This window comes from Alteromonas sp. MMG017 (genome assembly GCF_018100795.1).
GTDB lineage: Bacteria > Pseudomonadota > Gammaproteobacteria > Enterobacterales > Alteromonadaceae > Alteromonas.
Window position 1 is genome coordinate 79,071 of the sequence record NZ_JAGJDY010000004.1, and the last position, 19,365, is coordinate 98,435.

A 19,365-nucleotide genomic window follows, 5' to 3' on the forward strand; every position below is an offset into this window, starting at 1 on the left:
TTAGCGCTATTTGCGGATATCGACTTTGCTATTTTGACGTGGGGAGAAAGGTTACGTTCACTAGCGTGGGGTAAATAGACACAAAACTGCGGCGGACAGATTAATTGCGTGTGAATTATGCGAAATATGGTGTAGCACCATGTCGCAATCGAGCGCTAACTGAATAGCAACCTGATAGCAATCTGCCCTAACTTAATCTATGTATGGGGGCGTTAGTGCTTTTTTCAAGCAAAAACGCCTATGTTTTCATTACCTCGACCCTTGCCGCTACTGCGTATCCAAGGTGATACGCCCGTTTACTGTTGAGATATCAACGTTTGCAGAACCACCATTATTAATAAATCGTAGCCAACTGCTAGGGCCGTATTTTGGTTTTTTAACTGCATCACTACTTACGTTATTAATAATCTTGCCACCTGCATGCGTCTCAATATCAAATTGTGCCGATACTTCAGGTTGAAGGTTAAAACGTAATTCCCCGCCTACCGAACTGGCTTTCAGTCGCCCATTTTCGTTTAAGTGCAAGCGCGCATTCGTGGTGCCATTCACAGTGGTCACACTAAGAGAATCTATTTTCTCTAAGGTTAAATCAATGCCTCCATTGACGGTTTCCACGGCTACGTCAGGGCTGGTGGTACTTAACCTTAAGTCACCATTAACGGCAAGAAACGTCACATTTTCCTTGCCGGAATGAACGGCTTCCACATCGCCATTCACCGTTTCAATATCCAGTTTTCCTTTAACATTGTTCAACGTAATGTCACCGTTTACCGATTCTACTTTAACGCGCTTTCCAATATCGGTTAATTCAACATCTCCGTTTACCACTTCAACATTAACACTTTGGACTATGTCGTTTATTTGCACATCGGCATTAACCGCGGTGTAGTTAACGTCGCTAGATTTAGGCACAAAAATAACGAGGTCATCACCTTCATCTTTGTTTTTCCACCAGTGCTTGCCGCTACGCTCCACTTCAACATGAATAACAATAACATTGCCACGTTGCTCAAAGATAAATTCATCTGTGTTGTCACCCAGTTCACCCGTAACCTGTACTTGCGGTTTATCCCAGCCTCTAATTTCAGCGTCACCGTTAACGTGCTCTATATCAATTTTCACATTATTGGGGGCATCAAGTACGCGGTCTATTTTCTCACCTGCATGCGCAGTCAACGCCAACATTGTGCTACTTAAAAGCACTCCATGAAAAAGTACACTAGCTAAGGTTTTGCGAATGATAGTCATAATAAAAACTCCTTAAATTTGTTGCCATTTGGGCGCGTGCACTCGCTCAATCAATGTGATTTGCTGTTGATATACATGTTTCAACATCTTTAATAGTGCTCGATTGTTTGGATCATCTTTTAATGCTGCTTTTATCACGCCAGCAGCATCGTCTAACTCTTTTAATTGCGCCTGCCAGTTTTCACTTAGTTCTGGCGCACTGTCGTAACTTGCTAGCAATGTACTCATCTGATCATCTTGCTGCTCACTTAGTGCATCAACTAACGCATAACCTGAAAGCTTAGGTTGCTCATCGCTCGTTTCACCACTAGTAAAAGCAGGTGAGAAAAACCAAATAACACTGACCAGCATGGCACTTGCCGCCATAGCCAACCATGGCTTGGTAGATAAGCGAGTAACAGTACTAGACCTCTCTTGCCCCTGGGGCGCGTTATGTAGCTCATTATTATCGGCACCGCTACTTTCTTGGCTGTGTAGTGACAATTCAATACCACGCCATAAATCTCTTTCAGGCTCACGGGTTTTCGGTAGGCGTTGAATCTCAGCATCTAAGGCTTTATCAAACTTATTCATCTTCACACCCCATCCAGGTTTTTAGCAGTTGTTTAGCGCGATGAAACTGGGCTTTGCTGGTTCCAACTGCCATATCTAACATTTGTGCAATATCTTCATGCCGATAGCCTTCAATGGCGTGCAGTACGAATACCATTCGTGCTCTTTGTGGCAATCTAACCACTAATGCTTCTAAATCGACTTGGCTACTGTCTGCCTCTGCTGGCATTTCCATCGCTGGACTGGTTTCAATATTAAACATACGTTGCACCCAATTGCGCTGCTTACGTAAATACGACACGGTCACATTGGCTGATACACTATGTAGCCAAGTTGAAAACTGGCTTTGTCCATCGAATCTGTCTAACTTTGACCATAACTGAATAAATACTTCTTGTGTGGCGTCTTCTGCGAGGCCACGGTCGCCGGTTAAACGAAAACACAGTGCGTACACTCGCCCGACATGATTATGGTACAAGGTTTTGTAGGCCACTTTATCACCCTGTTTAGCCGCGAGAATAACCGCGGCTTCGCGCTGGCTTTCATCGTCACTAGTCAGGTTGGTAACCTTTGCTAAAGTGCGCTCCATGACAATCTCATTTTTTTTCGTAAACCGATTTTTTTGACATTTTTGGCTTACCATCTTGTTATTCTTAAAAGGTTAGTCGTACCCTATGCGATAAAGGTTTAAATGAGCAAAACTTATTTTTGGAGTTTGTATGTCCTCACCCTTGAAAGTGGATGCTTTATTCGCCGGTCAGCCTCAACCACTTGGCCCGCGAGGTGCCCCAAGCAGTATTGTAAAAAGTGCCGTGTCGCAGCTAACCGTCCATCTTGATTGTACCGACGAAGATCAACAATCAAACAAGAAGCTTCATGGCGGACCTGAAAAGGTTTTGCATCAATTTAGCCCCCTTCATTACTTCACGTTACGTAAGCATTTTCCAGACGGTGAGTTCGAGCCTGGTAGTATTGGGGAAAATATCAGCGTGGATGGTATGGACGATGCCACGGTTTATATCGGCGACGTATGGAAGTTCGGTGAGGTTGTACTGCAAGTCAGTGCACCTAGAGCACCATGCAGTAAAATATCCCAGCGTTTCAATATTCAAAACCTAGACAGATTTGTTGGTGAGCGAGGGATAACGGGTTGGTACTATCGCGTGATTAAGACCGGTGTAATTAACGTAGGCGACTCGGTAACCTTGGTTAGCAGAGAGGGCGATACCGTTAATGTACAAACACTTATGCGCTGTGCACACACTAAAACCGATGTCGAATTAGCGACCAAACTGGCAAACTTAACCATTATTGATGATGAATGGCGGGATAAGTGCGCGCGCATAAGCCGAAAAGGCTAGTTGCGCGCTGTCAGGCTATCGCCTTCCCACTCATGACGCACCTTTTGACCTTGTTTTAAACGCTCGGCCCCACGAATAACAACCAGTTGCGTGGGGTCTACTTCACCAAAGACTTCAATTCTACTCCCCATACCTACCCCTGTTTCTACTTTAACTTGCTGGGCCTCATTATCTTGATTGAGTTGATAAATATAGGTACCGGATTTTCGTAAAACTAGCGCATCTCTAGGAATGGTAACACCACCATGCTCTTCACTGCTAGGCACAGCCACCCTTACTGCACTTCCAATAGGGAAATCTCCGGGTTTAAGGGCAATACGCATTTCCATCATGCGAGAGTTTTCGTTACCCACAGGAACAATAGCCCGCACCGACTCCATTACTCCGTGGGTTTTACTTAGCACATTAACTTGCATTCCACTTTCAATGAAAGGCAATACGGAAAGCGGCGCCTTCACCTGCACCTCTATATTATTAGGGTTAACTACTCTAATCAGGGTTTGACCAATACTGGTGTATTCTCCAGGAGCTTGTATGCGGTCGACCACCAAGGCGGTAAAGGGTGCTTTTACACTACTTTGGCGAATGTGATATTCGGTTAAATTTTTTGCCAACGTGGCTTGCTCTAGCTCCTGACGCGCGTTTTCTAAATCAGCCACTACGGTTTCTAGCTCACCCCGCGACGTATTTCTGCTGGCTTCCAAGTTTTCATAACGTGCCAAGCGCTTTTCAAATAAAGTCACCTGAGCACGCCACCGTGCAATGTTGGATTGATTTTGACTCAGCGTAATTTGCAATCGGGTATCATCAATTTTGGCTAAAACCTCGCCCGCCGCAACACTGTCACCTACATTCGCCATCCACGTGATTCGGCCATCAACTTCAGAGGCGACATCTGAATCAGTTTGACTCATCACGGTACCTGGCACCCAAGTTAATGCTGTTATCGCCTCTTCTCTGGCTTCATCAACTTGAACCAAGATGGGTGGAGGCGTTTTATCCGCTTCTCGTGCAATAAGGTTCAGCGACAAACAACACACGCTTATGCCTACTAGGCCTATTTTTATATTCATGGTGGTTGCATCCTTTAATTAAAATCTGAAAATTTGCTTAGCTTTACCGTTTTTGTTGGCATGCCGCCTGGCGTACCAACCACGGGAGCTTTTACTTTATCTTTGAAGCCGAAATCGGCTCTTGTCATTCTAAGTAGCGTGGGAAGTAACACTAAGGTGAACACTGTGCTGATGCACATCCCTCCCACAATCACCGCAGCCAAACCGCGATAGATCACGCTGCCAGCGCCAGGAAGTAATAAAAGCGGGAGCATGCCGAAAATAGAGGTGAGCGTGCTCATAAAGATAGGGCGAAGACGCAGTTGAATGGCTTGCTCTACAGCATCGTTACGATTAAGCCCATGAGCTTGCCCCAATCGGGTTTGGTGCACTAACAAAATGGCATTATTCACCACAAGCCCAAGCAAGATAATGAAACCAATCATGGTCAGTAAATCCATCGGTTGGAAGGTAAAACTATTCATAATTTTAATGGCCGCCACCCCGCCAACTGTAGCGAGGGGAATAGACAGCACCACTAAGACGCTGTCTTTAAGCGATTTAAATAGTCCCGCCATCAACAGAAGCAGCAACAGCATGGCAAACAAGAAGTTATCTGCCATCGAGGCAATTGCCCCTTTCAAGCTATCCGCACTGCCACCATAGTGAATTGCGCCATCGGTTGGCATCATCGCCATAATAGCCGGTTCAACATCGGCTTTTATCATCGTCATGGCCTCTTCTAAACTCATACCGTCAGGCGGGTTAAAATTGAGTGTAAGGGTGCGTTTACCATCAATACGCTGGATGCGACTCGGCCCTACCGCTCGTTTCATCTCGACAAGTTCACCTAATTGCACCACTTCCCCCATGGGGGTCATTACGGGCGTCGCACTTAACTCTTCTGGGGTTGACCATGGCTCTGAGCGAAAAATAATATTCATCCGCTTTGTGCCATTAAAGTACTCACCCACATACATTCCATCGCCCATTGCTCGCACTAAGCCCGCCATACGCCCGCGACTTAACCCTACTTCGACTAATCGGCTGTCGTTGGGATAAAATTGCAGTTCAGGCTCAGACTGTTCTAACGGAGGATTCGCCCGCGCATTGGCATTGGGGAAAATATCTCTTAGTTTATCAATGCCCGCTTGCGCCGCTACGCTCAGCATAGCTTGGTTAGTACCCTGCAAATGAATATCAATAGAGCGACCGTTACCAAAGCCACCAAACAAGTTGCCTTGTTGCGCGAATGCTTGAGTGTCGGGTAAATCTTTAAGTACCTCATCGCGAACAATAGCCTCTAATGCTTTTACTTGAGACTGATCTTTCGCCCTTACCCCTAAGGTGCCGCCATTGGGCCATGTGATGATGTAGTAGTTTTTAAGCGCAGGGGATTTTTCGCCCTCCATGTAAGGCTTTAATCGCTCGACAATGACGGGGATCACTTCTTCAGCGACAAAATTTTCACTCGCACCTGCGGGTAACATTAAGAAGGCATCTACCGCATCTCGTTTAACAGGTGGTAAATAGTCCATTGATGGCATGAGCAAATAACTGCCCGTAATGGGTACCCCCATTAAAGCCAACATCACTATAATGCGACGCATACCTGTTGATGATAAGATCATAATTTTATTTGTTATGGCCTTCCACACCGGCAATAATTTGTCTTCGGGTACGTCTTCTGTAAGCCAACGGCTGGCCACAACAGGTAAAACCGTTACCGCCACCACTAATGACATACATACAGCAATAGCGATGGTTAAGGCTAAATCTGCAAACAGTTGCCCTTCAACATCATTTAAGAACATCACCGGAATAAAAATGGCGACCGTGGTGGCTGTCGAAGCCATTAACGCTCCGAATACTTCTTTAGTGGCTACATAAGCACTTTCCTGCCGACACATGGCCTTTTTATTTAAGCGAACAATATTTTCCAGTACCACAATGGCGGCATCCAATACCATTCCTACAGCAAAGGCTAAGCCCGCAAGTGAAATAATGTTCAGCGAACGCCCCGTGATTTGAAGTACAACAAACGTGCTGAGTAAAGAGATTGGAATAGCGAGTGCGACAATGAGCGTGGCTTTAAGTTGGCGCATAAACAACCACAAGATACCGATAGCTAGCATGACTCCGATGAACAGATTACTGGTCACCAATTGCACCGCACGCTTAATGAATATTGAAGCATCAAAGGACTGAACCATTATTAGTTGCTCTGCTTCGAGGTGGGTTTTGTTTATCTCGGCGACTTTTTTCTTTACCGCATCTAGGGTGGCGAGAACATTCGCGTCGTTACGTCTATCAACGCGAATAGAAATAGCAGGATTGCCGTTTTGCACGCTAAAATTAGCCCCATCTGCGCGGGTAATAGTAATCTCTGCAATATCACTTAGGGTAATGGGGCTGCCATCACGCCACTCTAAAATCATTTCCCCCATTTTTTGCGGCTCGTAACGCCCCTCAAAACGCAGGGTATATCGGCGCCGTCCTACATCCACAAACCCGCCAGAAACATCGTTAGCTTGCCCCAAAGCGGCAGTGATTGCAGTTAAATCAATACCCAGTTGAGCGGCCTTGAAAGGGTCGAAAACAATTTGGAATTCTTCTTCCCCCCCTACCCCACTTTCCATCCGTGCACGGGCAACCCCGGGGATAGATTCTAGCTGAGGTTTTATTACATCTGAGAAGTAAGTAACGTAGGTGTTTATTTCGTTGGGATTGCCAGGCAGGCGCTGCATGAAAAAGTAAGTTAGCGCAGGGGCATCCCCCCCACTGCCTGCCAGCATTATATTCGGCGACAATGCATCTCTAGGTAATGGCGGCACTCTGTTCATGCGGCTTATCACTTCAATAAGGGTTTTCTGCATGTCTGTACCCAAACTGAATTCGAGATTAATCCATGCATTACCTTGATTTGACCACGCATTCATCGAGACCAACCCAGGTATTCCCTGAAGCACTTCTTCTTGTGGCTCTATTATTTCCGACTCAATTTCTTGTGGAGACGCTGCTCGCCAAGAGGTTTGAATATTGATATTAGGGCGTTCAATGTCTGGGAAAAGCTGAACTGGCAAATTGAATAAGCTATATAGCCCAAGAAAAACCAATATTGCGATGCCAATTCCTACCCCTGACGCATTTTTTATTGCTGCACGTGTAATGTCCATAATGAAGCACTATGCTTTTTGTAGTTTGGATTACTATAGGTCGCAGGGGATACAGGAAAAGTTTAAAGCTATATTAAGAACAATTTATGGGTTAACCGACATTTTCGGTTAATGCTGAAAAAAACAGCAATCTGTCGACGACCAACGGTCGTAATTTATCATTAATTTAACGAAATAATTAACAAATCGTTACATATTGCCGAGGATGTGAGTGAAGATCACATTGGTGTAAGAGATAAAATGTGGAAGACGTGTCAAACCTTGAAAACGGCAATTACGGAAAGTACTGCAAATAAGAAATGTAAGGTGATTTTTTATAAAGGAAGTAGCGAAGTGTATAGCGTTGAGGTGCATGCAGATATAAAGCGTCCAGACATAAAAAAACCGCTCATAAGAGCGGTTTTTTCGTATACGTCAGCGCTTATGCTTCAGCAATGATGATCACTTTAATAGAAGTGGTTACATCAGAATGAAGTTGTAAGTCGATGTCATATTCGCCAGTGTCGCGAAGTGTGCCAGTAGGAAGTTTAACTTCCGCTTTAGCTACTTCAACACCAGCTGCAGTGATTGCATCAGCAATGTCACGCGTACCGATAGAACCGAAAAGTTTACCTTCGTCGCCAGCTGGCGCCGCAAGAGTTACTTCAGCAAGTTCATTTAGTTTTTCAGCACGTGCATTAGCAGCATCAAGCTGCTCAGCGATTTTCGCTTCAAGTTCAGCACGACGTGCTTCGAACTTTTCAACGTTCGCTTTAGTTGCAGGAACTGCTTTACCCTGTGGAAACAGGAAATTACGAGCGTAACCAGCTTTAACAGCTACTTGGTCGCCCAGACCGCCAAGATTGGCGACTTTATCTAGTAGGATGATGTTCATCTTAACTACCCCTTAATTACGCCAAATTACTTGTGTGAATCAGTGTACGGAAGCAACGCAAGAAAACGTGCGCGCTTAATCGCAGAAGACAGCTGACGCTGATATTTTGCGCTTGTACCAGTGATACGGCTAGGGACAATCTTACCGCTCTCTGTGATATAATTCTTAAGAGTAGCGATATCTTTATAATCGATTTCAGTCACACCATCTGCAGTGAAACGGCAGAATTTACGACGTCTGAAAAAACGAGCCATGGGTGATCTCCTTAAGCGTTATCTTCAGTGGATTCAGGTCTTCTTTCTGCGCGCTCTGTACGAGGTGCAGAATCGTCACGACGCTCACGACGCTCTTCTTTAGTCATAGGAGAAGGCTCGGTTACAGCGTTTTTAGTGCGCATTACCATGTTACGTAAGATAACGTCGTTGTAGCGGAAAGCATTTTCCAGCTCGTCAACAGCTTCAGCAGTCGCTTCAGCATTGATCAATACATAGTGGGCTTTGTGCAGCTTTTCAATTGGGTATGCCAATTGACGACGGCCCCAATCTTCTAAACGATGAATCTGACCATCGTTTTGCTTAAGAATAGTGGTATAACGTTCGATCATACCAGGTACTTGTTCACTCTGATCAGGGTGAACCATAAATACGATTTCGTAATGACGCATTATTGCTCCTTACGGTTGTAGCCTCGACAGTACAGCCAGACTGTATAGAGACAAGGAACCTAGTTAGGGTGGCTGTAAGGGCGCGGATTATACGCACATACCTGCTTTTGTACAAGCATTAATCACCGGCAAATTTTATGTTTGTGTGTGTTTTGATGAAATTGGGCTAGATACGCTGAATGGTGGGGGGGTAGCGGGTTCCGTCGGGGTTAAAAAGGCTAAGCGCGAGGCTTAACCTTCATGTTTATAATGCTGCCTTAAATGAAAACACGGTTTCATTTTCATCTGAACGCACCATCAGGCTGCCTTTATGGGCTTCAGCAATTTGCGAGGCGATAAACAAACCTAGACCCAAGCCACCGGTTTGTTTATTGTTTTCATTTCGCCAAAATGGGTGAAATAGCTTATCGATAACATCAGCGCTTATTGGGACCCCCCCATTAGACACACTTACTGTAAGTGTTTCTTCTTCAATATTCGCGTTAACGTTAATAGGCTGCGCTCTATCGCCGTGCACTATGGCGTTAATCAGCAAGTTAGATAATAACTGGCTGATACGCTCTGGATCACACGGAAAAGTGCCTTCTATATTGATATCTGCACGTATGTCTCGGTCTGAATGCAAACCCGATAGTTCACTTACCGTATGTGCTAATACACTTTGTAAATCGTTTACTGGCTTAACGTTTAATTGAATCCCCTTGCCCATTTGCCCGTGCGTAAAATCCATCACGTCACTAATGAGTCGCGTCATGCGTCTAGCGCTATTGTCCATTCGCGACAGCACTTTTTGGGAAGTGGTATCACTGACGTGATCAACAAGGAAATCGACCCCCATTTTAAGCGCCGACAACGGTGTTCTTAAGTCGTGACCTAAAATGGCGATATATTGCTCTCGCAATTTAGCGGCAGCTTGCTCGCTAATGAGATTAGTTTCAGCCTCGATAAGGCGTTCATCCACTTCCATCTGCCTTGAAATTAATTCGGCGAAAGACTTTATTTGGTTTTCAATTTTATCGGTTTTTAAAATGGCAGGTAGTGGATCTAAACCACAAAGCGTACCGAAAAAATCACCGTTTTTGTTGTAAATGGGATAAGAAAAGTAACTCTCGAAGCCATACATAATGGGGATTTCGCTTTCGCGATAAACGGTATCTTCTTTAGCGTGCTCAATCACTATCGCTTTCGTAGATTTTCTTACTTGGTTGCAAAAGGTGGTTTTGATATCGAGTTCATCGCCAGGTATTAAATTAAAATCTACCTGATCGAGCACAGCGCACATGGTCCAATTATCTTCCGTCACTCTGGCGACGCAAATAAAGCGAAGTCCCGTGGCATCTGACAACATTTTCATTATATGTGGAACAGCTTCTATCGATTGAATCGTGCGAATATCTCGCTCAATGGAAGAATTCATTACATCCTCTTCGTATCTAAGTCACCTAAATCACGCCGATTTTCGGCACTCGATTTCACGCTCTAGCAAGAAAGATTCTTGTGCCTAGTGATAAATTTACTGTTCTTCGTGGCTGTGTTGTTAGCTAAAAACGGTAACCAATGTGAACGAAGCCGGTAAATTTTTGCATATAGACGTGGCGATGTGAAAGCTGTTTTCCAACGTACGTTTTTAAAATATATCGAAGCGTACTTGGTCACTATACTTAAGTTGTAGAAAAATAAAATCAAAAAACTGCAAATACTGTTTATTTATCCAGTTAAATATTGTACAGTTTTATGGTCTATTCATCTAAGGGGACCTACCATGGCCATTACCACACAGTATGTTGTCACGCACAAAGGGGTAGAAAAATTGGTAACTACCGATAAAAAAGAAGCAGATCAGTACGATAAGATGCTCGACGCTGCCGACAACCTTGCTGAATACATTCAAGCAAAGGGCTTGGGCATTGACGATAGCCTTGTTGAAGAACTCACTATTATGTTGTCTAAAAATAAAGACAAGGTGAGCAAAATTTTTAAAGGTGCGACAGCACAAAGTGTATTAGAAGATGAGAGTGCCGACGTAGTAAAGCTTAAAGCCAACGGATAGGCATAGCAGAAAAGCTTGGCGTGCTTTTAAGTGGCACTAACGTAAGTAGAAAAAGGTTAAAAGCACGCGAAAGATAAACAGCACAGATTATCCTGTGCGTTTATCCGTGTTAAAACGAGCAATTAGCCCGTTAACTTGATTTACGGTATCACGAAGATCTCGACCCACTTTGAGGGAAGCTTCTGATGACTTCTGCGTTGCTTCCGCGCTATTGGCAACATCGACGAGCTGCTGATTAATATGTTCAGCCACGGTGCTTTGTTCTTCTACAGCAGAAGACATTTCAACGGTAGCTGAGGCGATACCACTTACCGCATTATTGATTTCTTGTAGCGCGCCTCGGGTTTCTTCAACAATGGCACTACCGTGTTCAGCAGACACCAACCCTTCCGAAGATACCTTTACAGCCCGTTCTGTTCTATCAACAAGCTCTTGAATAATGTTGTGAATTTTATCGGTGGACACCCGAGTTTTAGATGCCAAGGTACGAACTTCATCGGCAACAACAGCAAAGCCGCGTCCTTGTTCGCCAGCGCGGGCGGCTTCTATAGCGGCATTAAGTGCTAGCAGGTTTGTTTGATCAGCAATGCTAGAAATGATGCTAGCCGCTTCGCCTATATCACTGGTGGATTGGGCAAGCTCGGTAACCGTATCGGAAATCGACTCCACCGCGCCTTTTAATGACAGTATAGCCTGCATCGCTTCTTCAGCTTTGTCGTTACCCATTTGTACGTTAGTCGCGGCAGTTTTAGCACTAACCGCATTGCTCTCTACTCGCTCAGCTACTTCTTGAATAGCTTGACTCATTTGAGTTACCGCTGTGGCAATTTGCTGGGTGGCAAGGTTTTGCTGAATAATCGTTTTACTGGTTAACTCGGCTTGGCTGTGAGTTGAGACTGCAATATCTTCTAACCCCTCAGATTCATCTTTAATGCGGGTTAACGCCGTTCGAGTACGCGCGAGTTCACAGCCTAACGCTAACTTAGCCTGAGCAATATAATCAACATCGGCATAATACGTTTGTGCCACGAGTTCATTACTATAGCTAGCAGGACTTAACGAAAGAAACTCCCGCCAGTAACTCCGGCTTTTTGCCGATTGCCACACCATCATAATCAGTAGTGCAATGAAAGTAACACCTAGAGGTACCAAACCCGCCGTAAAGCCAATGGCTACCAACAGCAGTAAACTTACCACTATCATGGGTAACATAGGTGAGAGTGTCTGACCCAATTTTGCAGCAAAAGGAATTGGCGATTTTCCTGCCGATAACCTGGCATATATGGCGGATGCTCGTGTTATTTCTTCATCGGCGGCATGAACCCTAACTGACTCATAACCCACCGCTTGTCCGTTTTCGTGTACGGGGGTTACGAATGCTGACACCCAATAGTGGTCGCCGTTTTCTCGTCTATTTTTAACGAGTCCAGCCCAACTTTGACCCGATTCTAACGTTCGCCACATTTCTTTAAACACACTTGATGGCATATCCGGATGACGAATAATGTTGTGGTTTTTTCCTATCAGGTCTTCTCGGTTGTACCCACTTGCCTCTACAAACTCATCATTGCAGTGTTGTATGACACCCCGTTTGTCAGTGGAAGAGATAAGGCGGTAGTGAGATGGGAATTTGTATTCGCGCTGGGTAACAGACTGATTTTTCTTCACTAATAAAATCCATTGCTATAGTGGTATCAAAGTAAATAGGAGCGTCCTATTTCTTTATAGTTACCTAGAAGCGTAGAACATTATTGGCTAGGTTTATACTAAAGTAGAAAAAGAATTCGGTAACAATGAAGATTATAAGAATAAAAAAATTACGCCAGTGGCAAGCGAACTGTAATAGTGGTGCCCTTATCGATTTCACTGGCCACTTCAAATTGGCCGCCATGTTCTTCAATAATAGTCAGTGAAATAGACATACCAAGACCGGTACCATCACCTGGCGGTTTAGTGGTGAAAAAGGGGGTAAACATTTTGCCAATAACTTCCTCTGACATACCTTTGCCTTCATCTTGCAACGTAATGACCGCCTCGCCTTCTACCGATTCAACAACAAACTTAATGCATTTTCCTTCGTCTGTGGCATAGATGGCATTAGTGAGTAAGTTGACGAGTACTTGCTGTATTTGCCCAGCGTTGCCTAGTACTTCGATATCGGTTTCAGGAGGCGTGAATATGACCTTATTTTTGTACTTGTGCAGATTATTCGTGATTCGTAAGGCTGAGTTTATCGCTTCGGCAACATTAATGGCTACGCGCTTACCACCGCTAGGGTAGGAAAACCCTCTTAACGCTTTTACGATATCGATAATTCTTTCGATACCTTCTGAGGACTCTTCAAACATTTCTGAGATAGCCTCGGCGCTCTCTTTTAATGAATACGTGTTTTCAAGCGCTAAATAACGGGCTTCTATTTCTCCACCAGCATCTTCACAAAGTACCTTTATTTCAGACAAAGCACTCTGGTAATCCTTAAAGATGTCGCCAGCCACCGAGGTGTTGCTACGTACATAACCAATCGGATTATTAATTTCGTGGGCAATACCGGCCGCCAACTGACCTAACATGGCCATTTTATCTGCGGTTATTAGCTTTTCTTGCAGATAGCGTTGGTCTTTTTCCATCGAAGACAGCGCGGCTTTGTGATGCTTAATTTCGTGTTTAGAACTTCGGTAGCCTATACCAAATTGAAGATAGTGCTTATTTGCATCCAGCACATACAGCATTTCTTCATCTAGTTCGCTGTTTTTGGTCAGTAGTGCTAGCCATGCCTGCTCGCCATTGCCCAAGTTCTGCATGAAATGTAATACGTAAGCCTCTTCATGATTGTCAGGCCTTTCAACGATATTTACACACCATTGGCTATAATCTTCGGTGACAGACAGTGGCAGCTCATCTAACATAACCTTGGCAAAATCGTTGGCTTCAACCCAACCATTCTCTACTTGCCAAATTTTGTTGTCATCTCCTTGAACCACTTTTCCGGCTTTGGTAATGAAGGCTAAACCACAAAAGGCATCGCTGAACTCTACTGCTGACTCAATGGCGGAGAAAATGAAACTCGCCCCGCTATCGGAAGTTTTAAGGTGGGAAGCAGAGCGATTTAGAAAGATTAATTCTCGCTCTCTTTTTTTCGATTCATGTAATGCTTTACGCAAGGCTTGCGTTGCCGAATAGGCATCACTTGAGTAGCTTTCTAAAAACCACTCAGCATTTGCCCGCGCTATTTTTTGGCGCTTAAGTTGTCGCTCAAGTAACTTCACTTGAGCTTTTAAGTCAGCAACCTCGTTGGGGCTAGGGGGTATTGAAGCATCGCTCAATATATAAGCCTTTTAGTCTATACCTCTTCAAACGCATTTAGGTATATGAGAAAACAGGTTAGCTCGCTATCTTGTCCAATAGCAGCATCACTTTCTCACTAGAGCGTTCCATTTCAATCACCTTAGCTTCTAGTGTTGAAGTATCACCCTCTGCTTTTGCATTAATAGCAGCCACACCGGCACGATGAACCGCTGCATGAGGTGTTTCTAATTCTCTGAATGATGACGACTTGCCAATAGCGGTACCCTGATTTTCGCTATACCACTTTCCTAAACGGCAACTCGCGTGGTCAGCAAAATCACTTGATTTTTTATCGCTATAACCAAATAAAACCGCATACACATCTGACTTCCACACTACGTGATCTAGCTTAACCGTTTGTATAAAGGTGATTAACGAACCCTCATTAATGGTCGTTTTCATGCTATCGCAATGAGAAACCATGGTTTCATAACTACTATTAAGGGTACTAATGCCCTCTTCTAGTTCTTCGTTATTGCCTCTTAATTCGTTAACACCTGAAACTGCTTTCGCCGTAGATTGAATAATATCGTTTACTAGTTCAGAGACTTCTGTCGCTGATTTATTTGTTTCAGTAGCTAGTGCGCGCACCTCATCGGCGACCACACTGAATCCTCGACCAGCATCACCCGCACGGGCGGCTTCAATAGCCGCATTTAACGCCAGTAGATTGGTTTGATCCGATATACTGGTAATGGTAGATACAAACTTGTTGATGTTATCGGCTGTGCTTGATAGTCCAGAAATGCGCTCGCTCATGCTCACCATTTGGGTATTCAAGCCACTCATGTCTTTAACAATTTTGGTCAATACGTGGGAGGACTGCTCAAACAATTCATTAATGTCTGATATTGATTGGTTTTCGGCGTGTATTTTTTGATAAGACCCTAATACGGTTTCTCGTATACCTTCCACTTGGTTCAAAGAGTTAACTAAACACCGTGTTACCACATCGTCTTTACTTTGCTTTGAGGCATCGCTTAACTCGGTAACTTGTCGATGAAGTTCTACATTTTCAGACTCTAAGGCTGATATTTTATCTAGGGCAACTTGATAGCGATTTTCAAGTTGCGTGGCCTGAGACTCTTTTTCTAAGTATTTGCTTCGAGAAACGAACATAGGGTGACCAAATTTTTATATGTGTAAAATTTAGCATAACAGAAAAAAGCGTAACTTCACCATTCGTCGTTGGTTGAATCTACTCGAATTTTCTGGTGGTTCCTCTAATAATCAATTTGGGCGACAAAATATGTTCCATTGTCAGTTTTCCATCGCCATAAGCCTGATTTAAGATCCAGCGAGATGCCATAGCACCAATTTCGCGCACTGGGTAATTTACGGTAGTCAACTTAGGCGTTAGGTAACTAGCAAAGTCAACGTTATCAAATCCGATGACGGAGATATCTTCCGGTACGCGCTTACCATGCTTTCTGAGTGAGTTAATGGCACCTGATGCCATTTCATCATTTGCACAGGCGATAGCACTAAAACTTACGTGACGACTAAATAGTTCATCCACACATTTTTCACCAGAGAAGGCTTGGAAATTACCTTCAGCCACGGAGTCTTCATCGAAATTAAAATTGGCTTCTTCCAATGCTTTTTTGTGCCCAAGTAAACGATTAAAACCATCCGCTTTAAACAATGCGCCTGCGGCGTATGCAATGTGGGTATGGCCCAAATCGATAAGATGCTTAGTGGCTAGATATGCGCCAAGCACATTGTCTAGACTAATACACTTTTCACCAATAGCTTCTATGTAGCGGTTAACCACAACTATAGGAACATCTTGGCTAGCAAGGTCTATAAGGTACTCATCGCTGACCGCTTCAACATGCAGAATAAGCGCATCGCAGCGGCGGCTCAGCAAGGCTTCTATTTCTTTTTTCTCTAAGGCTTCATCACTGTGCCCAGTCACCACAAACATATGTTTGTTGGCTTGCCTTAGCACTTTTTCAGAACCGGCCATCATGGCGCCAAAGAATGAGCCGTGTAATTCAGGAACCACATACCCAACGGTATGGGTTTTATTTGAGGCAAGGGAAGCCGCAATTACATTGTGTCGATAGCCAAGCTTCTCCATGGCATCAAGCACTTGTTGGCGCGTTTTCTCTTTAACGGTATCTGTGTTGTTGATCACCCGAGATACGGTAGCTGACGACACGCCGGCTAATTTACTTACTTGCTTAATCGTTACCATAGAACATTAACAGTGCACACGAGCGCTGTGTATCCTTGCTTTGCGAAGTTACTATTACGATGCGCGATGCGCGTCGTCTGTGGTCAATCCAAGACGCTGCTGAATTGCCATCATTTTTTGGTTATCTAATGTATACCAGCGCATAATAATCGCAACACCTATCGATGCAATTGCCGGCCCGATACAAAATAACGCCACAATTCCTTTTGCCACATCAGGTGAAAATGCGTCTGGTTGATAGTTGACTGATGCCAGTAACCACCCCGCTAGTGCGCCGCCCAAAGCCAGCCCAACCTTAATAAAAAAGACCACGGTTGAGTAAGTTAACCCTGTCATACGAAGCCCCGTTTTATCTTCGCCATAATCCACCACGTCAGCAATTTTTGCCCACAGTAGCGGCGTAGCCATTTGCAGTATAAGACCCCAAAGGAAATGCAGTGAAATGGCCGCAAACCACGCCTGATAAGATACAAAATAATTCATAATACACACTGCTGCACTGGCTAACTGAAGCCAAGTGTAGACTTTAATTTTGCAAAATCGTTTCGCAACAGGGTTCGCCAACGCACAGCCTATAATGCTTCCTACCATACCCGCGGTAACAAACAATGTGGCCGATTCAGGCCGCTGCAACACGTACTTCACATAGTAAAGCGCTAGCGTGTTTCGCATCACCATACCGGTAAGTAACACAATCGCAACCATACAAAGCACTCGGCATTGATCATTTTTCCAAATGGCCGCTAGCTGAGTTTTATAGGGCGCAGGCGTTTCATTGGCAGGTTTTACCCGCTCTTTAGTACCGGCGAAGCAAAGTAGAAAAAGTACCATCCCCACTATGCTCATCACTATCATGGCGCGCTGATACCCAAGCGCTTCGTTGCCGTTCCCTAAGTAATCAACCAATGGCAACATAAATGATGTCACCAACAGCCCACCACCCATGGCAAATACAAAGCGATAAGATTGAATAGATACGCGTTCTGAGGCATCGGCACTTAACACGCCGCCCAATGCAGAATAAGGAATGTTAATGGCCGTATACATTATCATTAGCAGTGCGTAGGTGATAAATGCGTAGTACAACTTACCTTCTTCAGTAAGCCATTCAGGCGAGGTAAACGCCAGCACGCTACATAGCGCAAAAGGCAAAGCCAACCATAATAGATAGGGCCGGTATGCCCCCCACCGCGTTCTTGTTCTATCGGCTAGAGAGCCCATTAAAGGGTCGGTAACGGCATCAAATACGCGAACGAGTAAGAACATGCTCCCTACTGCTGCAGCCGGTATGCCGACAACGTCGGTATAATAAAATGTCAAAAACAGCATGACGGTTTGAAAAATGAAATTACTTGCCGTATCGCCTAACCCGTAGGCAATTTTTTCCTTTGCACTTACCATTGGCTTCACCGTTATCTTTATTATTTTATGCTTTTAATCAATTGCGCATCTATCAGGCTGCGTTTAACGTTTTTCGCCTTTCTTCTAGCAGAAGTTGTAGTCTTATGGCACTGGCTTTTAACGTTCGTTTTTGGGTGTTGTAATCAACGTAAATAATACCGAAGCGTTTCTCATAACCCAGCGCCCATTCAAAATTGTCTAACAAGCTCCAAACAAAATAGCCTGTTATATTAACCCCTGCTTCAATCGCATCGGCCACCGCCTGCAAATGGGTGGTTAGATACCGAATACGCTGTTCATCGTTTACAGTACCATCCTTCGTTAACGTATCATCACTGGCCAAACCATTTTCAGTGATAATAAGCGGTGGCAGTTGGTAATCATTATGCAACTGTAGTAGCAAATCAGTTAACCCTTGGGGGTAAACTTCCCAGCCCATTGCGGTAGTTTCACTTCCCTCTGGGGCTGGCAACTGACAAGGATCTTCTGTGCCATCATCTGTGACTTTAGCGCGAGTGTAATAATTCACACCTAAGTAATCTATTTTCTCAGCAATAATATCCATATCGCCATCGTAAATATCTGGTCGGTGAGCGGCTGGAATCTCATCGATAAGGGCAGGATAGCAACCATGCATTAACGGTTTAATATACCAGTCGTTGTGATGATCATGCGCTAATTGTGTGGCGCGAATGTCTTTTTCATCATCGGAATTAGGGTAAAACGGGGTAAAGTTAAGTACCACCCCAGCCTCGATATTTGGTGCATTTTTACGGAGTACACGCATACCTAAACCATGGGCCAGCAATAAATGGTGTATGGCTTTTTTACCAAATTCCTTACCCACTTTCCCTGGCGCATGAATGCCTATTTCATAACCTAAATAAGCACTACAAAAAGGTTCGTTTAGCGTCGCGTAAGAGAAAACCTTATCACCGAAAGCTTTACTCACTACATCTACATACTCAGCAAACGCATAGGCTGTTTCTCTATTTAGCCACCCTCCATCATCTTCTAGATACTGAGGTAAATCCCAGTGATACAAAGTGACATAAGGCTTTATGTTGTTTTGCTTTAGTTTGGCTAGCAAGGCAAGGTAGAAATCGAGCCCTTGCTGATTAATCGAACCATCTTTTTTAATAATTCGTGGCCAGCTAATGGAAAATCGATAAGCGTCTACATTTAACGAATCGATAATACTTAGGTCTTCTTCCAAACGGTTCACATGGTCGCACGCCACCAGCCCATGACTGCCATCAGCAATCTTTCCCGGTGTATTGCAAAACGTATCCCAAATACTTGGCTCCCTGTTTTTTGCATCCCCCTCAATTTGAAATGACGATGTCGCAACCCCCATAGTGAAATTTGATTGCATAAAGGGAGAGCCAGCTTGGGCTAAAATTTCCATGTGTACAAAACCTTGTTCGAATGTATGTATCAGC

17 protein-coding genes are annotated in these 19,365 nt (G+C 44.3%); 2 read left to right on the top strand and 15 right to left on the bottom strand.

Annotation, left to right across the window (positions count from 1 at the left end; all coding sequences use genetic code 11):
* Positions 1 to 267: 267 nt before the first annotated feature.
* Genes J8L84_RS07215 through J8L84_RS07225 form a run of 3 tightly spaced genes read right to left on the bottom strand, consistent with a single transcriptional unit; the run spans position 268 to position 2,389 of the window.
* The gene (locus tag J8L84_RS07215; protein WP_211070096.1) at positions 268 to 1,248 is read right to left on the bottom strand and encodes a DUF4097 family beta strand repeat-containing protein; all 981 of its coding nucleotides are present in this window, start codon (positions 1,246 to 1,248) and stop codon (positions 268 to 270) included.
* A 12-nt stretch (positions 1,249 to 1,260) separates the two neighbouring features.
* The gene (locus J8L84_RS07220) at positions 1,261 to 1,821 is read right to left on the bottom strand and encodes a hypothetical protein (RefSeq protein ID WP_211070097.1); all 561 of its coding nucleotides are present in this window, start codon (positions 1,819 to 1,821) and stop codon (positions 1,261 to 1,263) included.
* Positions 1,814 to 2,389, bottom strand: a complete 576-nt coding sequence (locus J8L84_RS07225; protein WP_057796542.1) for a sigma-70 family RNA polymerase sigma factor — start codon at positions 2,387 to 2,389, stop codon at positions 1,814 to 1,816. The genes J8L84_RS07220 and J8L84_RS07225 overlap by 8 nt, the downstream gene beginning before the upstream one ends.
* A gap of 130 nt (positions 2,390 to 2,519) precedes the next feature.
* Here J8L84_RS07225 and J8L84_RS07230 point away from each other — a divergent pair, with 130 nt between their 5' ends.
* Positions 2,520 to 3,161 carry an MOSC domain-containing protein gene (locus tag J8L84_RS07230; RefSeq protein WP_211070098.1) on the top strand — a complete coding sequence of 214 codons (642 nt, stop codon included), beginning with the start codon at positions 2,520 to 2,522 and terminating at the stop codon, positions 3,159 to 3,161.
* Here J8L84_RS07230 and J8L84_RS07235 read toward each other — a convergent pair.
* The 6 genes from J8L84_RS07235 to J8L84_RS07260 all read right to left on the bottom strand — a co-directional run bounded on the left by J8L84_RS07235 (position 3,158) and on the right by J8L84_RS07260 (position 10,344).
* The gene (locus J8L84_RS07235) at positions 3,158 to 4,234 is read right to left on the bottom strand and encodes an efflux RND transporter periplasmic adaptor subunit (protein WP_211070099.1); all 1,077 of its coding nucleotides are present in this window, start codon (positions 4,232 to 4,234) and stop codon (positions 3,158 to 3,160) included. The two genes, J8L84_RS07230 and J8L84_RS07235, sit on opposite strands and share 4 nt — an antisense overlap.
* A gap of 14 nt (positions 4,235 to 4,248) precedes the next feature.
* A complete protein-coding gene (locus J8L84_RS07240; RefSeq protein ID WP_211070100.1) occupies positions 4,249 to 7,389 on the bottom strand; it encodes an efflux RND transporter permease subunit in 3,141 nt (1,046 codons plus the stop codon).
* 421 nt (positions 7,390 to 7,810) lie between these two features.
* The gene (rplI, locus tag J8L84_RS07245; protein ID WP_013786396.1) at positions 7,811 to 8,263 is read right to left on the bottom strand and encodes a 50S ribosomal protein L9; all 453 of its coding nucleotides are present in this window, start codon (positions 8,261 to 8,263) and stop codon (positions 7,811 to 7,813) included.
* 26 nt (positions 8,264 to 8,289) lie between these two features.
* The gene (gene rpsR / locus J8L84_RS07250; protein ID WP_013786397.1) at positions 8,290 to 8,517 is read right to left on the bottom strand and encodes a 30S ribosomal protein S18; all 228 of its coding nucleotides are present in this window, start codon (positions 8,515 to 8,517) and stop codon (positions 8,290 to 8,292) included.
* An 11-nt stretch (positions 8,518 to 8,528) separates the two neighbouring features.
* Positions 8,529 to 8,927 (bottom strand): 30S ribosomal protein S6, encoded by a 399-nt coding sequence (gene rpsF / locus J8L84_RS07255; protein ID WP_013786398.1) that lies wholly within the window; start codon positions 8,925 to 8,927, stop codon positions 8,529 to 8,531.
* Between the two features lie 244 nt (positions 8,928 to 9,171).
* Positions 9,172 to 10,344, bottom strand: coding sequence for a HAMP domain-containing sensor histidine kinase (locus tag J8L84_RS07260; RefSeq protein ID WP_211070101.1), 1,173 nt, complete (start codon positions 10,342 to 10,344; stop codon positions 9,172 to 9,174).
* Positions 10,345 to 10,689: 345 nt separating this feature from the next.
* Between J8L84_RS07260 and J8L84_RS07265 the strand changes: the two genes are divergently transcribed.
* Complete coding sequence (locus J8L84_RS07265) at positions 10,690 to 10,977, top strand: YebG family protein (protein ID WP_211070102.1); 288 nt, start codon at positions 10,690 to 10,692, stop codon at positions 10,975 to 10,977.
* Positions 10,978 to 11,064: 87 nt separating this feature from the next.
* Here J8L84_RS07265 and J8L84_RS20650 read toward each other — a convergent pair whose 3' ends face one another.
* The 6 genes from J8L84_RS20650 to J8L84_RS07295 form a co-directional block, all read right to left on the bottom strand.
* Complete coding sequence (locus tag J8L84_RS20650) at positions 11,065 to 12,645, bottom strand: PAS domain-containing methyl-accepting chemotaxis protein (protein ID WP_211070103.1); 1,581 nt, start codon at positions 12,643 to 12,645, stop codon at positions 11,065 to 11,067.
* A 149-nt stretch (positions 12,646 to 12,794) separates the two neighbouring features.
* Entirely contained in the window at positions 12,795 to 14,300 is a 1,506-nt protein-coding gene (locus tag J8L84_RS07275) for an ATP-binding protein (protein WP_211070104.1), read from the bottom strand.
* 58 nt (positions 14,301 to 14,358) lie between these two features.
* Positions 14,359 to 15,441, bottom strand: coding sequence for a methyl-accepting chemotaxis protein (locus J8L84_RS07280; protein ID WP_211070105.1), 1,083 nt, complete (start codon positions 15,439 to 15,441; stop codon positions 14,359 to 14,361).
* Between the two features lie 79 nt (positions 15,442 to 15,520).
* Entirely contained in the window at positions 15,521 to 16,522 is a 1,002-nt protein-coding gene (locus J8L84_RS07285; protein WP_211070106.1) for a LacI family DNA-binding transcriptional regulator, read from the bottom strand.
* Between the two features lie 54 nt (positions 16,523 to 16,576).
* Positions 16,577 to 17,923, bottom strand: a complete 1,347-nt coding sequence (locus tag J8L84_RS07290) for a glycoside-pentoside-hexuronide (GPH):cation symporter (protein WP_211070107.1) — start codon at positions 17,921 to 17,923, stop codon at positions 16,577 to 16,579.
* A gap of 52 nt (positions 17,924 to 17,975) precedes the next feature.
* Entirely contained in the window at positions 17,976 to 19,331 is a 1,356-nt protein-coding gene (locus tag J8L84_RS07295; RefSeq protein WP_211070108.1) for a GH1 family beta-glucosidase, read from the bottom strand.
* Positions 19,332 to 19,365: the final 34 nt, after the last annotated feature.

Excerpts from the sequence above, each read along its gene's own strand:
- J8L84_RS07215 (WP_211070096.1), bottom strand. The coding sequence starts at position 1,248 with ATGACTATCATTCGCAAAACCTTAGCTAGTGTACTTTTTCATGGAGTG.
- J8L84_RS07220 (WP_211070097.1), bottom strand. The coding sequence starts at position 1,821 with ATGAATAAGTTTGATAAAGCCTTAGATGCTGAGATTCAACGCCTACCG.
- J8L84_RS07225 (WP_057796542.1), bottom strand. The coding sequence starts at position 2,389 with ATGGAGCGCACTTTAGCAAAGGTTACCAACCTGACTAGTGACGATGAA.
- J8L84_RS07230 (WP_211070098.1), top strand. The coding sequence starts at position 2,520 with ATGTCCTCACCCTTGAAAGTGGATGCTTTATTCGCCGGTCAGCCTCAA.
- J8L84_RS07235 (WP_211070099.1), bottom strand. The coding sequence starts at position 4,234 with ATGAATATAAAAATAGGCCTAGTAGGCATAAGCGTGTGTTGTTTGTCG.
- J8L84_RS07240 (WP_211070100.1), bottom strand. The coding sequence starts at position 7,389 with ATGGACATTACACGTGCAGCAATAAAAAATGCGTCAGGGGTAGGAATT.
- rplI (WP_013786396.1), bottom strand. The coding sequence starts at position 8,263 with ATGAACATCATCCTACTAGATAAAGTCGCCAATCTTGGCGGTCTGGGC.
- rpsR (WP_013786397.1), bottom strand. The coding sequence starts at position 8,517 with ATGGCTCGTTTTTTCAGACGTCGTAAATTCTGCCGTTTCACTGCAGAT.
- rpsF (WP_013786398.1), bottom strand. The coding sequence starts at position 8,927 with ATGCGTCATTACGAAATCGTATTTATGGTTCACCCTGATCAGAGTGAA.
- J8L84_RS07260 (WP_211070101.1), bottom strand. The coding sequence starts at position 10,344 with ATGAATTCTTCCATTGAGCGAGATATTCGCACGATTCAATCGATAGAA.
- J8L84_RS07265 (WP_211070102.1), top strand. The coding sequence starts at position 10,690 with ATGGCCATTACCACACAGTATGTTGTCACGCACAAAGGGGTAGAAAAA.
- J8L84_RS07280 (WP_211070105.1), bottom strand. The coding sequence starts at position 15,441 with ATGTTCGTTTCTCGAAGCAAATACTTAGAAAAAGAGTCTCAGGCCACG.
- J8L84_RS07285 (WP_211070106.1), bottom strand. The coding sequence starts at position 16,522 with ATGGTAACGATTAAGCAAGTAAGTAAATTAGCCGGCGTGTCGTCAGCT.
- J8L84_RS07290 (WP_211070107.1), bottom strand. The coding sequence starts at position 17,923 with ATGGTAAGTGCAAAGGAAAAAATTGCCTACGGGTTAGGCGATACGGCA.
- J8L84_RS07295 (WP_211070108.1), bottom strand. The coding sequence starts at position 19,331 with ATGGAAATTTTAGCCCAAGCTGGCTCTCCCTTTATGCAATCAAATTTC.